This window comes from Streptomyces sp. ICN903, from assembly GCF_022015835.1.
Taxonomy (GTDB): Bacteria; Actinomycetota; Actinomycetes; order Streptomycetales; family Streptomycetaceae; genus Streptomyces; species Streptomyces fenghuangensis.
The window spans coordinates 1-12794 of sequence record NZ_JAKMAY010000168.1 but is presented as its reverse complement, the minus strand read 5'-3'; the positions used below and the strand labels follow the sequence as shown (position 1 = coordinate 12794).

Sequence of the window (12794 nt, the reverse complement as noted above, 5' to 3'; positions counted from 1 at the left end):
GCGGGGCCGGGCGGACCCCGAAGGAACCCGGGGCGGATTCGGGAAGGACCCGGGGCGGACTCGGGAAGGACCCGGGGCGGAGCAGCCGGCCGGGCCGGTCAGCGGCAGCCGCAGTCGGCCAGGGCGGCGGCGAGCCGGTCCAGGGCCTCGTGGGCGCCGTAGCGGTCGGTGGTGCCCGACGCCGTGAAGGCGAAGGCCAGGAGCCTGCCGTCGGCGTCCACGACCGTGCCCGCCAGGGTGTTGATCCCGGTCAGCGTGCCGGTCTTGGCGCGGACCAGGCCCGCTCCGGTGCGGGTCGCCTCGTCGTCGTAGCGGCCGCCGAGCGTGCCGCTGAAACGGGCCACGGGCAGCCCCGTCAGCGCGGACCGCAGTTCGGGGCGGGCGGGATCGGCGGCGAGGACCAGCAGCCGGGTCAGCAGGCCGGCCGAGACCCTGCCGGACCGGTCCAGCCCGCTGCCGTCGGCGAAGCGGGCGCCCTTCAGCGGCAGCGTCCGGTCGTACCCGGCGAGCTGCGCGCGCACCGCCCGTCCGGCGCCGGCGAAGCTCGCGGGCTCGCCGCGCGCGACGGCGGTCTGCCTGAAGAGGGCCTCGGCGATGTCGTTGTCGCTGTGGACCATCATCCGCTCCACCAGCTCCGCCAGCGGCGCGGAGCGGTGGACGGCCAGCTCCTCGGCGCCCCGCGGCGCCTTGCGGGCGCGGCCGGGCCGCTCGGGGCCCTCGATTCCGACACCGCGTTCGCGCAGGCGGTCGGTGAAGATCCCGGCGGCGTCCCGGGCCGGGTCACCGGAGCGGGGGGCGGGCCCGCGGGTGCTGTCGTCCAGGCGGCCCTCGTTCACCATCAGCGCGACGACCGGCGCGATGTTCTCGTTCGGCCCGATCGGGTGGCGGACGGGCCCGGAGTAGAGCGAGACGTCGTAGGCCGGTTCGACCCGCTTCACACCGCGCTCCCTCAGCTCCCGGGCGGTGGCGTCGGCCAGCCGCCGCAGCGCGGCGGGGGTGACCGTGGGATCGCCGCCGCCGACCAGGAAGACCCGCTCGCCGTCCGCGTCCCACACCACCCGGGTGGGGATGCGGTGGTCCGGTCCGAGGGCCGACAGGGCGGCGACCGCCGTTGCGATCTTCACGGTGGAGGCGGGCGCGACGCCCCGGCCGGCCCGGGCGCCGTACAGCTCCCGCCCGGTGGCCACGTCCACCACCGAGGCGGTGCGGAGCGTGCCCAGGACGCCGTCCTCCAGCAGCGGCCGGAGGACGTCGGCGAGCGCGTCGGGGTCGGGGGCGGGCGCCTCGCCCGGCTCCGGCGCGGCCTCGCCGGCGGCCTCCTCTCCCCGGCCGCCCCTGCCCTCCCGGCCCTCCCCGGCGGGGGCCGCGCCCAGGGCGGTGAGCACCTCGGCGGCGCTGGGCGCCGGGGCGGGGCCGCCGGCGAGGCCCGCTCCCGTGTGGTCCGCGCCACTGCCGCGGTCCCAGGAGGCGGCGCGGGCCCGCTCGGTCGTACGCTGGCCGGAGTCCCAGGGTCCGGCGACGGCCACAGCCGTCACCGCGACCGCGAGTCCGGCGGCGGCGGAACCGGCCGCCACCCGCCATGTGTCCCGCACCTCGGACCAGCCCCTTTCGCGACCACACACCTGCGTGAGGGACACTTAACCACCACACCGCCGCTCTCCGGGGGAAGCCCCCGGGCCACTGACGAGTGCTGAAGCATACGGAGGAGTCTCCCTTGGAGTTCGACGTCGTCATCGAGATCCCGAAGGGTTCGCGGAACAAGTACGAGGTGGACCACGAGACCGGTCGCATCCGGCTCGACCGGCACCTGTTCACCTCCACCGTGTACCCGGCCGACTACGGCTTCGTCGACAACACCCTGGGTGAGGACGGAGACCCGCTGGACGCGCTGGTGCTGCTGGAGGAGCCGACCTTCCCCGGCTGCATCATCAAGTGCCGGGCGATCGGCATGTTCCGCATGACGGACGAGGCCGGCGGCGACGACAAGCTGCTGTGCGTGCCCGCGTCCGACCCGCGCATGGAGCACCTGCGCGACATCCACCACGTGAGCGAGTTCGACCGGCTGGAGATCCAGCACTTCTTCGAGGTCTACAAGGACCTGGAGCCCGGCAAGTCCGTCGAGGGCGCGGACTGGGTCGGCCGTGCCGACGCCGAGGCCGAGGTCGAGGCCTCGATCAAGCGCCTGGAGGCTTCGGGCGGCGGCCACCACTGAGCCCGCCGGGGCCGCCCCGGGCGGACCCGACCCGGGCTCCCCGTGCCCCGGGGCGTACGCGGCCGCCGCGCCGCGTACGCCCCGGGGCACGGCCCGTCTTCGGGACGTGCCCCGTCGTGCGGGCGTGCCCCGTCCGCGGGGGACGGGATCAGAAGCCGCGGGTGCGCTTGGCCGCGCGCCGCCCCGGCAGCGGGGTCTCCTGGCCCGGCACCTTGATGAACAGGCGGGCCAGCTCGTTCCCCAGGTTGACGCCGATCGCGATCGCCAGCGCCAGGGCGGCCGCCTTCGACAGGTTCGGCAGACCGTGGTCCAGGTCCCCCTGGGCGATGCCGATCAGCCCGAAGTAGATGGCGCTACCGGGCAGCAGCGGGCCGATGGCCGCCGTGATGTACGGCAGTGCCGAGACGAACCGGTAGCGCGACATCAGCTGCCCGAACAGGCCCACCAGGCCCGCCGCCGCCGCGGTCGCCGCGACGGGGTCGATCTCGCCGACGTCGGTCATCGCGCCGTACACCAGCCAGGCGACGCCGCCGTTGAGCGTGGCGAGCAGCACGGTGGAGCGCTCCTGCTGGAGGAGGACGCAGAAGGTCAGCGCCAGCAGCATCGCCGCCAGGAGCTGGACCAGCGGCCGGCTGCGGATGTCCAGGCCCTCCGGGTCGAACTCGGCGCCCATCTCGGAGCCGATGTAGAGCACCAGCAGCACACCGCAGACGATGCCGACGACCAGGTAGACGACCTCCAGCAGACGGGCCGAGGCCGTGATGTAGAAGCCGGTCAGCCCGTCGTGCACGGCGGCCACCAGCGCTCTACCGGGGATCAGCGGGAACAGGCCGCCGGTGACGACCGCGGACGCCCTGATGACCAGGCCGAGGTCCGCGGCGAACAGCTGGACCAGCACCCCCAGCACCGCGGGCGGCATCGCCGCCGCCACGAACTGGTAGAACTCCGGCAGCCCGCGCTGGGAGAAGAACCAGGCGAGCCGGTCGCCGAGCATCGCGCCGAGCGCGGCCAGGAGGAAGACCAGCCAGCCGCCGCCCACCAGGGTGGACGCGGCGCCCGCCAGCAGACCGCTGGCGACGGTGAGCGCGCCCTTGGAGTACGGGTGGCGGTTGCGGCGGATCTCGGCGAGGCGGCCGTACGCCTCCTCCAGCGTCACGTCGCCGTCGGTGATGTCGGCCACCAGGCGGTAGACCGCCGACAGCCGGTTGTAGTCGGTGCCGCGGCGGCGGACCGTACGGCTCAGCGAGACCGGGTCGTCCACCAGCGACGGCTGGTAGGTGATCGTCAGCAGGGTGAAGGTGACCGTCGGTTCGCAGCGGTCCAGCCCGTACGCGTGGGCCACCCCGAACATCGCCGCCTCGACGTCCTCGGCGCCCTCGCCGCCCGCGAGCAGCAGCTCGCCGATGCGCAGGGTCAGGTCGAGCACACGGGGCGCCGAAGGCCCGGTGTCCGCGTCCTCCTCGTCGGTGCGCCGTGGCCGTTCGGGTATCGGCCGCTCCCCCAGCGGCATCCGGACCATGGTGCGCATCCGGTCCTGCCAGGGCGCACCCGGCCGCACCAGGTTGTTGATCACCGGGATGCCCTCGGGCGGGGTGAAGGCGGATCCGGGCTCGAAGGCCGACGCCTTGCGCACGCCCTCGGGCACGGCGAACTCGGAGGTGGGGTGCTCGTCCTCCGGCGGCGGCGCGGGGGCCCTCAGCCCCTCGGGGACGGCGAACTCGGAGGTGGGATGCTCGTCCTCGGAGTACGGGGACGCCAGTGGTACGCCGGAGGGCGGGGCGAAGGCGCTGTGGGTCTCCTCCGGTGCGGACCTGCGGTCCTCCGGACGGCCGGTCTCGGTCACCGTGCTGTTCCTCGTGGTCTCCAGGGCCAAGCTCGTCGCTCCTCACGCCTCCAGTCGTCTTCTCGCACGGACGTCAGGCTTCCCGTTCCGGGCGGGATATGTCCGTTCCTCCTCAGCGAGGATACGGCCGGGCACCCTTCCGGAAGGGGGCGTGAAGGTGGCCGTCGGGTGTGAGATGCGTTGCAGGCGCCGGAGCGCGGCGCCTGCGCCGCGTCAGTCGCGTGGGCGGTCGTGCGGACGCTCCGCGTAGGGGTTCTCCACGCCCTCGGGCAGCACCTCCACCGACCGCTCGCCCTCGCCCGCCATCACGTACGCGCCCTTCTCCAGGCGCTCGATCAGGCCCCGGGTCCACTCCGCGCCGCTGGTGGCGTTGTGCACCCACAGCCTCATGACCTCGCCGATGTGGCCCCACTCCTCCGGGGCGCCCGGGGGCGTCCACTCCCCGGCGACCTCGGCGCTCCACTCCTCCAGCGCCGCCACGCGCCGCCCGAGCAGTTCGATCGCCTCCCGGCGCGGCAGGTCGACGATGAAGCCGACCCCGGCCGTGAGCACGTCCGGCTTCTCGTCGTGCGCCGTGAGCGCCCAGCGCAGCAGCCGCTGGTACTCCGCCTCGCCGGCCGCGGTCAGCTCGTACTCGGTGCGCGGCGGGCCGCCGGCCGTGCTCGGCTCGGTGCCGTGGGCGGTCAGCAGGCCCTGCTTCGCCATCTGCTTGAGCGCGTGGTAGATCGAACCCGGCTTGGCGCTGGACCACTGGTGCGCGCCCCAGAACTCCAGGTCGTTGCGGACCTGGTAGCCGTGTGCGCGCCCGTGCTGGCGGACCGCGCCCAGCACCAGCAACCGGATCGCCGACACCGCCGACACCACCGTCCCCTCACCGACCCACCGGCTCACCGGTCCTCCCGGCGCCCGCCGCCGACCAGCGTAGACGGGCGGCGGCGGGCGCGGGCCCGGGAGGTCACCGGAAGGACGACCAGTCCGGCTCCGGCAGCGCGCCCGTCCCGAAGACCAGGTCGAAGGCGCCCTTGCCGTCGATCGTCTCGCGGATGATGTCGGCGTGCCCGGCGTGCCGGGCGGTCTCCTCGATCTGGTGGAGCAGGCCCCAGCGCCAGGAGCGGGGCCCGCCCTCGTCCCAGGGCATCTTGGGGGCCTCGAAGGTGTCGTCGAGGGAGGGCAGCGCCCGGACCGTCTCCTCGGTCTCGCGCGCCACCCGCTCGTAGAGATCCAGCAGCTCCTCGACCGTCTCGTCGTCCCTGACGGCCAGGCCCTCCTCCCACCGCTTCACACTGGCCTCGAAGTCGAAGGGCTCGCCGCGCATCGTCGCCAGCGCGCTCTGCTCGCCCACCGCGACGTGCTTGAGGATGCCGGCCAGGGAGAAGGCGCTCACGGTCGGCCTGCTGCGCGCCTGCTCGTCGGTGAGGCCGTGGAGGGCCCGGCGGATGCCGCCGCGCTGGGCGTCCAGATAGGCGAGCAGGGCTCCGCGCTCGTCGCCGCGGTTCTCGGAAACGACAGGAACGGGCATGGGGGTCTCCTCACACGTCGGTCATCGGGCCGCCTTCCGGCCCTTCACCGACAACGACGCTATGAGGTCTTGGGGACGACTTCTGTCCTCAATGCCCTCCCGGCCTTCCGCTTCCTCCGGCCGGATTCCCCTCCGGCGCCGGCGGCGTCCCGCGCACCCCGGCCGGGACGCCGTCCGCCGGCCGGACCGGTCAGATCTGCCCGCGGACCCGGTGGAGGAGCGCGCGGGTGTCCTCCGGGTCGAGGCTGTCCCGCAGCAGGCGGTCGAGGACGTCCTCGTACTGGGCGACCTCCTCCGGCTTGTCGACGTAGAGGGCGCTGGTGAGGTGCTCCAGGTAGACGATGTCGGAGATCTCCGACTCGGGGAAGCGCAGCAGCGTGAACGCCCCGCTCTCGGCCGGGTGTCCGCCGGTGTCGAACGGCATCACCTGGAGCGTGACGTGGGGCAGTTCGGAGAGTTCCGCGAGGTGCCGCAGCTGGGCGTCCATCACCTCGCGGCCGCCGTAGGGGCGGCGCAGCGCGGCCTCGTCCAGCACGCAGCGGAACCTCGGGGCCTGCTCGGACAGCAGCAGTTTCTGGCGCTCCAGGCGCAGGGCGACACGGCGGTCGACCTCCTCGGGCGACAGCCCCGACCGGTGGCCGCTGGTGACGACCGCCCGCGCGTAGTCCTCCGTCTGGAGCAGTCCGGAGACGAACTGCACCTCGTAGACGCCGATGTGCGAGGCCGCGCCCTCCAGGCCGACGTACGTCTGGAACCAGTTCGGCAGCACGTCGCTGTAGTTGTGCCACCAGCCCGCGACGCTGGACTCACGGGCGAGGCTCAGCAGCGGCTCGCGCTCGGCCTCGTCGGTGATGCCGTACAGCGTGAGCAGGTCCGCCACGTCCCGCGCCTTGAAGCTCACACGCCCCAACTCCATGCGGCTGATCTTCGATTCGGAGGCCCGGATGGAATATCCGGCCGCCTCCCGGGTGACCCCGCGGGACTCGCGGAGCCGCCGCAGCTGGGAACCGAGCAGGATGCGGCGCACCATGGACCCACTCGACCCGTTGGCCCCGTTCACTCCGTTTTTCACCGGGAATGCTCCTGTTTGTGTTCAGCTCTCCACCCCTGCACCAGTGCAGTCTGCCACCAATGCCTTCGTTGTGTGCCCAGGCGGTTACACAGAATCGAAAGTCCTTCGTGCACGTGCATCTGCCCTTGCATCTGCTGTGAGCATTGGGAACCATGGGGAAAGCACAAGTGCAAGCGGGACCGGGGCACTTGGGCATGCACACGATCCACCGACGCAGCGCAACGAGCGGAACGCGATACGGAGCACCACCGCTGACGGGGTCCGCCAGGGCCATGGCCGCCGCAATGCCAGGAGTGTCTCGTCATGGGGACCGAAGGACCGACCGTGCTCGACCGGTTATGGCATGACTTCCCGTCGCTCGACCCCGACGCGCTCTCCGGTTCGGCCTCCTGCGCGCTCCAGCCGCGCTACGAGGCGGTGAAGACCGCCCGTGAGTTCACCCGGAACGTACTGCTGCGCTGGCGGTTGGCCGGGCACTTCGACACCGTGGCCCTGGTGGTCTCGGAGCTGGTGACCAACGCCCTGCGCCACGGCGTGCCGGGCGCCGTCCCCGGCGAAATCCTGGACCCGCCCGTGCGGCTCCACCTGATGCACTGGTCCGGCCGCCTGGTGTGCGCCGTGCGCGATCCCAGCGGAAAGGCGCCCGTGGCGAAGAGGCCCGGCGAGGGGTTCACCGTCGAACTCGGCGGCATCGGCTGCGATTTCGGCGACGAACTCGACGGTGAGTTCGGCGGGGGTTCCGGCGGGGAGTTCTTCGACGACACGGCGGAGTCCGGGCGCGGCCTCTTCCTCGTCGAGTCCTTCAGCGACGACTGGGGCTGGCAGCCGATGGCCGGCGCCATGCCCGGAAAAGTGGTCTGGGCGCTGTTCAGGGTGAACCCCGGGCGGGGATCCGGCGTCAGTCCTGTATGAGGTGGTCGAACTCGCCGTCCTTGACGCCGAGCAGCATCGCCTCGACCTCGGCCGGGGTGTAGACCAGTGCGGGGCCGTCCGGATAGCGCGAGTTCCGTACGGCCACCTCTCCGCCGGGGAGCTTGGCGAACTCCACGCACGCTCCCTGCGAGTTGCTGTGTCTGCTCTTCTGCCAGACGACCCCGTGGAGGTCCCTGGCTGCCATGCCGTTGTATGCGTGGGGCATCGGACTCTCCCGGCTGTGCGGTCGGGGGCGGCGGGCGGGTGCGTCAGGGGCTGAATCGGTCAACCAGCCTGGATCATAACGCCGTTCATGTGCTGATGCACGTGAAGATGCACGTGCACGACAGCCTGTCACGGCGTCATGACAACCTGTCGAGAGGCCGGTCCGCGCGTGGTCCGCGCTCAGGCGGCGGGACGGCGCGCGTTCCCCGCCCCGTCCCGCCGCGCACGCGCCGGCCGTCGCGCCGTTCAGGCGCCGGTGCCGCCGGGCCCCCTGTCCAGGAGGCCGCGCAGGTCCTCCAGATCCTCCATCCCGCGCCAGAACCGCTCGTACGGGCCCAGCCAGTGCTGCACCTCGCTGAGCGGTCCGGCCTCCAGCCGGTAGTGCCTCTCCCTCCCCTTGCGCCGCTCGCTGACCAGACCGGCCTCCCGGAGCACCTTCAGGTGCTCCGACAGGCTCGGCCTGCGCATGTCGAAGTGGTCGGCCAGCCGCTGCACGGGCTGCGGCCCCTTCACCCGCAGCAGCCTCAGCACCTCGCGCCGGGTCGGATTGGCGAGGGCGGAGAAGAGCCGGTCCTCCCGGAGCCGGTCCTCGGGTACGTCGATGGCGGTCATGTTTCCCCCTTGCGAGCCAGTGGTCAGTTGGCGGTGGCGGAGAGGAGGCGGGCCGGTGCCGCAGGTCGGCGGCGCCGGCCGCTCGCAGTCCGCCCGGGTGGTCGGTGGTCCATCGCCGGCCCACCGGTGGTCTCCGAAATGATCCCCCGGCGGGCACCCGTAGCGGAACCCTGTCCCACCGGCTGAACGGCCGCGTCCGGACCCCGTCCGCCCTTGACCTCAAGCCGACTTGAAGCCCTACGGTCCAGGCCACGGCAACGACGACGTGAGGATCCGCGATGAGTATGGAATCCGCCGCGTGGAACGCCCTGTACCAGGCGCGCCACGCACCGCAGGAGCGACAGCGACACTCCTTCGCGCTGTCCCGCGCCACCCTGCGCCGCATCGCGGGCTTCGCCCGCCCGCACCGGCGGCGTCTGGCACTGTTCCTGCTGCTCAGCACCGTCTCGGCGGCACTGGCCGTGGCCACCCCGCTGCTCGCGGGCCGGGTGGTCGACGCGATCGTGGCGGGCTCGGCGACAGGCACGGTCGGCCGGCTCGCCGCCCTGATCGCGGTCGTGGCGGTGGCCGAGGCGGCGATCGGACTGCTGGCCAGGTGGCTGTCGGCGCGCATCGGCGAGGGGTTGATCCTGGACCTGCGCACGGCCGTCTTCGACCACGTCCAGCGGATGCCGGTCGCCTTCTTCACCCGCACCCGCACCGGCGCACTGGTCAGCCGGCTGAACAACGATGTCATCGGCGCCCAGCGGGCCTTCAGCAACACCCTCTCCTCGGTGGTCGGCAACCTCGTCACCCTGCTTCTCACCCTGGTGGTCATGGTGCGGCTGTCCTGGCAGGTCACGCTGCTCGCCCTGGTGCTGCTGCCGGTGTTCGTGCTGCCCGCGCGGCGCATGGGATCCCGGCTGGCCCGCCTCTCGCACGAGGCGGCGGCCCACAACGCGGCCATGGGCACTCAGATGACCGAGCGCTTCTCCGCCCCCGGCGCCACCCTGGTCAAGCTGTTCGGGCGGCCGCGGGAGGAGTCGGAGGAGTTCGCGGCACGCGCCCGGCGGGTGCGCGACATCGGGGTGCGCACCGCCATGGTCCAGCACGTCTTCCTCACCGCGCTCACCGTCGTCTCCGCCCTGGCGCTGGCCCTGGTCTACGGGCTCGGCGGCTGGTACGCGCTGCGCGGCCGGCTCGACCCCGGCGCGGTGGTGGCCCTGGCCCTGCTGCTCACCCGGCTCTACGCCCCGCTGACCGCGCTGGCCGGCGCGCGGGTGGAGGTGATGGGCGCGCTCGTCAGCTTCCAGCGCGTGTTCGAGGTGCTGGATCTCAGGCCGCTGATCGAGGAGCGCGAGGACGCCCGCGAAGTGCCCGACGGCCCGGTGTCGGTGGAGTTCGACCGCGTGGACTTCGCCTACCCGTCGGCCGGGAAGGTCTCCCTGGCCTCCCTGGAGGAGGTCGCCGTCCTCGACGCGCGCGGCGGCGAGCAGGTGCTGCACCAGGTGTCCTTCCGCGCCGAGCCGGGGCAGATGGTGGCGCTGGTCGGCTCCTCCGGCGCGGGCAAGTCCACCATCGCCCAGCTCGTGCCGCGGCTCTACGACGCGGACGGCGGCGCGGTGCGGCTCAGCGGCGTGGACGTAAGTGATCTGACCTTCCGTTCCCTGCGCGCCACACTCGGCATGGTCACCCAGGACGGCCACCTCTTCCACGAGTCGATCCGCTCCAACCTGCTGTTCGCCCGGCCCGGCGCGAGCGAGGACGAACTGTGGGACGCGCTGCGCCGCGCCCGGCTCGACGGGCTGATCGCCTCCCTGCCCGACGGGCTGGACACGGTCGTCGGCGAGCGCGGCTACCGCCTGTCCGGCGGCGAGCGGCAGCGGCTGACCATCGCCCGGCTGCTGCTGGCCCGGCCGCGGGTGGTGATCCTCGACGAGGCGACCGCGCATCTGGACTCCACCTCCGAGGCGGCGGTCCAGGAGGCGCTGGCGGAGGCGCTGCGCGGCCGCACCTCCGTGGTGATCGCCCACCGCCTGTCCACTGTCCGGGCCGCGGACCTGATCCTGGTCGTGGAGGAGGGCCGGATCGTCGAGCGCGGCACCCACGAGACGCTGATGGCGGCGGGCGGACGCTACCGGGAGCTGTACCGCACCCAGTTCGGAGCGCGGGCCGAAGCGTGGGCCGGCGCGCAGCCGGACACGCGGTCCGGGCGGGACGCCGGGGAGCCGGCCGTGCCCGGCCCCGCCTCCTGACCGGCCATCACCTTCCCGGCGGTACGCGGAACTCGGCCGCCGGGGCACCCGCGGCGGCCCTCGCCCATCCGGATCAGTCCAGCGCGCGGTACCGCCGCCCGGCCCCCACGATGAGAATCGGGGCCGCCGGGCGGCGGCCCGTATCGAGCCATGTCCGGGGAGATGCCGCTGTGACCGTCAGTCTTGAGCAACTGAGCCGCTGTTCCGTAGCCGTCGACCTCGGCGCGGCCAGGACCCGGGTCTACCTCAAACGGTTCGGCGTCATCGTGGACGCGCCGTCGGCCGTCGCCGTCAACACCCGCTCCGGGGCCCTGATCGCGGTCGGCGCCCCGGCCGAGCGGATGGTGGGCCGCACCCCCGAGCACATCCGGGTGGTGCGGCCGGTGTCGGGCGGGACCGTGGTGGACATCGACATGGCCCGGCGGATGCTGCGCGCCCTGGTGGGCGACCGCATCCGCCGGGCCTGGCGGCGCAAGCCGATGCTGCGTGCCGCCGTGTGCATCCCGCACGACGCCGAGCCGCTCGTCCAGCGCGCCGCGATCGAGACGCTCACCGGGATGGGCGCGCGGCGGGTGGAGCTGGTGGACAGCCTCATCGCGGCGGCCGTCGGCTCCGGGCTGCCCGTGGAGGAGCCCGAGGCCACCATGATCGTGATGTGCGGCGCGGCCACCTCGCACGTCGCGGTGCTCTCGCTGGGGTCGATCGTCGCCTCCGAGACGGTGCCGGTCGGCGGCGAGGTCATCGACCGCGCCGTCGTCCAGCACCTGCGCAACCAGCACGAGCTGATGCTCCCCAACCAGGCGGTCCACCCGCTGCATCTGGCGCTGTCCGTCGCGCCGTCCGAGCAGACCGAGGCCGAGGTGTACGGCCGGGACGTGTCCACCGGGCTGTTCCGCACGGTGAACGTGGACACCGAGAGCGTGCGTGCCGCCATCCGGCCCCCGCTGACGGCGATGGTGGACGCCATCCGCGGTGTGCTGCGCCAGTGCCAGCCCGACCTGGTGGCCGACCTCGCCGACCGCGGGATCATGCTGGTCGGCGGCAGCGCGATGCTGCCGGGGCTGGACTCGATGCTGCGGCAGGCCACCGGGATGCCGGTGCACGTCGCCGAGCAGCCGGCCGTCTGCGCGGTGGAGGGTCTGGGCGCGATGCTGGAGGGGCGGGTGCGGCTGCTGCACCGCGATCCGCTCAGCCGCTGACGGGCCGCCGGCCGGCCGGCTCCTCCGTGCCGGGCGTGCGGGCCGTGCCGGGCGTGCGGGACGCACCGGCGCCGGACGCGCGGGCCGTACGGCGCTTCCGCGCCGCCGCCACCGCCCGCAGTGCCACCGCGTACAGCGGCAGGGCGAGCGCGAGCCCGGCGCCCGCGCCGAACAGCGCGGTGGGCACGTACCCGTCCCAGGGGACCGCCTCCGGCTCCGCCCCGGCCCGCCTCACGCAGCGGTGGACGGCGCCCGCCACCGCCGCCGCGCCCAGCAGCGCCGCCGCGCCGGCCCGGCCGCGCGCGGACAGGACCGAGAAGACGGGCAGCGCGGGCGCCGGGCAGTGGGGCAGCCCGCGCCACGCCCGGACCAGGAAGGCCGCGAGGACCACCAGGGCCACCGCGGAACCGCCGTACTGGAGCTGGTGGTAGAGGGGGACGCCCAGCACCCGCTCGTCCAGCACGGTGATCCACCGCACGCCCCACCGGTCCATGTGCGTGAACGAGTCCCACAGGACGTGGGTCGCCGCTCCCAGTGCCGCGGAGACCCAGCACCGCAGCAGGAGGCCGGCGGGCGGCCTGCCGCGCCAGGGCTCGCCGCGGGTGAGCGCGTACGCCCGCCCCCGCGCCCCTTCGGGCAGCAGGGCCGTCAGCGGCTCCCTCAGCAGCAGCCACACCCCCAGCAGCACCGCCGCGATCAGGACGTCCACGGTGACCGTGCCGAGCACCGAGTGGGTGTACTCGCCCAGCCGCATGATCCACGGGGCGAGGCTGGCCGCGTAGTAGGCCGCGTCCGGGGCCAGCGTCCCGGCGACCAGGGCGGAAGCCACCAGCGGTCCCCGGCCCCTGCCGTCCGCGCGGATCCCCGGCAGCGCGGCGGCGGCGTGGCTTAGTGTGAACGGCATCCATCCCCCCGGGCCGTCTCGGTGCGCCCGGCCGCACCCTATCCGTTCCGCCCGGCCGGCCG

Annotated in this window: 12 protein-coding genes; 4 read left to right on the top strand and 8 right to left on the bottom strand. The window is 73.7% G+C overall.

Features of this window, described 5'->3' with window-relative positions; all coding sequences use genetic code 11:
- Positions 1-98 precede the first annotated feature (98 nt).
- Positions 99-1592: a D-alanyl-D-alanine carboxypeptidase/D-alanyl-D-alanine-endopeptidase gene (gene dacB, locus L7D48_RS17725; protein ID WP_237880425.1), complete on the bottom strand. Its 1494-nt coding sequence runs from the start codon at positions 1590-1592 to the stop codon at positions 99-101.
- A gap of 122 nt (positions 1593-1714) precedes the next feature.
- Between dacB and L7D48_RS17720 the strand changes: the two genes are divergently transcribed.
- Positions 1715-2212: an inorganic diphosphatase gene (locus tag L7D48_RS17720; protein ID WP_093657646.1), complete on the top strand. Its 498-nt coding sequence runs from the start codon at positions 1715-1717 to the stop codon at positions 2210-2212.
- Positions 2213-2360: 148 nt separating this feature from the next.
- Here the strand turns inward: L7D48_RS17720 and L7D48_RS17715 are convergent, their stop codons facing one another.
- From L7D48_RS17715 to L7D48_RS17700, 4 genes are all read right to left on the bottom strand, one after another.
- Positions 2361-4085, bottom strand: a complete 1725-nt coding sequence (locus tag L7D48_RS17715) for a threonine/serine exporter ThrE family protein (protein WP_237880424.1) — start codon at positions 4083-4085, stop codon at positions 2361-2363.
- Positions 4086-4268: 183 nt separating this feature from the next.
- Positions 4269-4907: a PadR family transcriptional regulator gene (locus L7D48_RS17710; RefSeq protein WP_237880426.1), complete on the bottom strand. Its 639-nt coding sequence runs from the start codon at positions 4905-4907 to the stop codon at positions 4269-4271.
- A gap of 103 nt (positions 4908-5010) precedes the next feature.
- Positions 5011-5574 (bottom strand): DinB family protein, encoded by a 564-nt coding sequence (locus L7D48_RS17705; RefSeq protein ID WP_237880423.1) that lies wholly within the window; start codon positions 5572-5574, stop codon positions 5011-5013.
- Positions 5575-5764: 190 nt separating this feature from the next.
- Entirely contained in the window at positions 5765-6604 is an 840-nt protein-coding gene (locus tag L7D48_RS17700) for a helix-turn-helix transcriptional regulator (RefSeq protein ID WP_237880422.1), read from the bottom strand.
- 345 nt (positions 6605-6949) lie between these two features.
- Between L7D48_RS17700 and L7D48_RS17695 the strand changes: the two genes are divergently transcribed.
- Entirely contained in the window at positions 6950-7558 is a 609-nt protein-coding gene (locus tag L7D48_RS17695) for an ATP-binding protein (RefSeq protein ID WP_237880421.1), read from the top strand.
- On the opposite strand, the gene L7D48_RS17690 is transcribed toward L7D48_RS17695, so the two are convergent.
- Both L7D48_RS17690 and L7D48_RS17685 read right to left on the bottom strand, forming a co-directional pair.
- Complete coding sequence (locus L7D48_RS17690) at positions 7545-7784, bottom strand: DUF397 domain-containing protein (protein ID WP_237880420.1); 240 nt, start codon at positions 7782-7784, stop codon at positions 7545-7547. The genes L7D48_RS17695 and L7D48_RS17690 overlap by 14 nt on opposite strands.
- Before the next feature lie 245 nt (positions 7785-8029).
- Positions 8030-8395 (bottom strand): helix-turn-helix transcriptional regulator, encoded by a 366-nt coding sequence (locus L7D48_RS17685; protein ID WP_237880419.1) that lies wholly within the window; start codon positions 8393-8395, stop codon positions 8030-8032.
- 278 nt (positions 8396-8673) lie between these two features.
- On the opposite strand from L7D48_RS17685, the gene L7D48_RS17680 reads away from it, so the two are divergent.
- Both L7D48_RS17680 and L7D48_RS17675 read left to right on the top strand, forming a co-directional pair.
- Positions 8674-10629, top strand: a complete 1956-nt coding sequence (locus L7D48_RS17680; protein ID WP_237880418.1) for an ABC transporter ATP-binding protein — start codon at positions 8674-8676, stop codon at positions 10627-10629.
- Between the two features lie 170 nt (positions 10630-10799).
- On the top strand, positions 10800-11828 hold the full coding sequence (locus tag L7D48_RS17675) for a rod shape-determining protein (protein WP_237880417.1): 1029 nt from the start codon (positions 10800-10802) through the stop codon (positions 11826-11828).
- On the opposite strand, the gene L7D48_RS17670 is transcribed toward L7D48_RS17675, so the two are convergent.
- Positions 11818-12732 carry a DUF4184 family protein gene (locus tag L7D48_RS17670; RefSeq protein ID WP_237880416.1) on the bottom strand — a complete coding sequence of 305 codons (915 nt, stop codon included), beginning with the start codon at positions 12730-12732 and terminating at the stop codon, positions 11818-11820. The two genes, L7D48_RS17675 and L7D48_RS17670, sit on opposite strands and share 11 nt — an antisense overlap.
- Between the last annotated feature and the right edge of the window lie 62 nt (positions 12733-12794).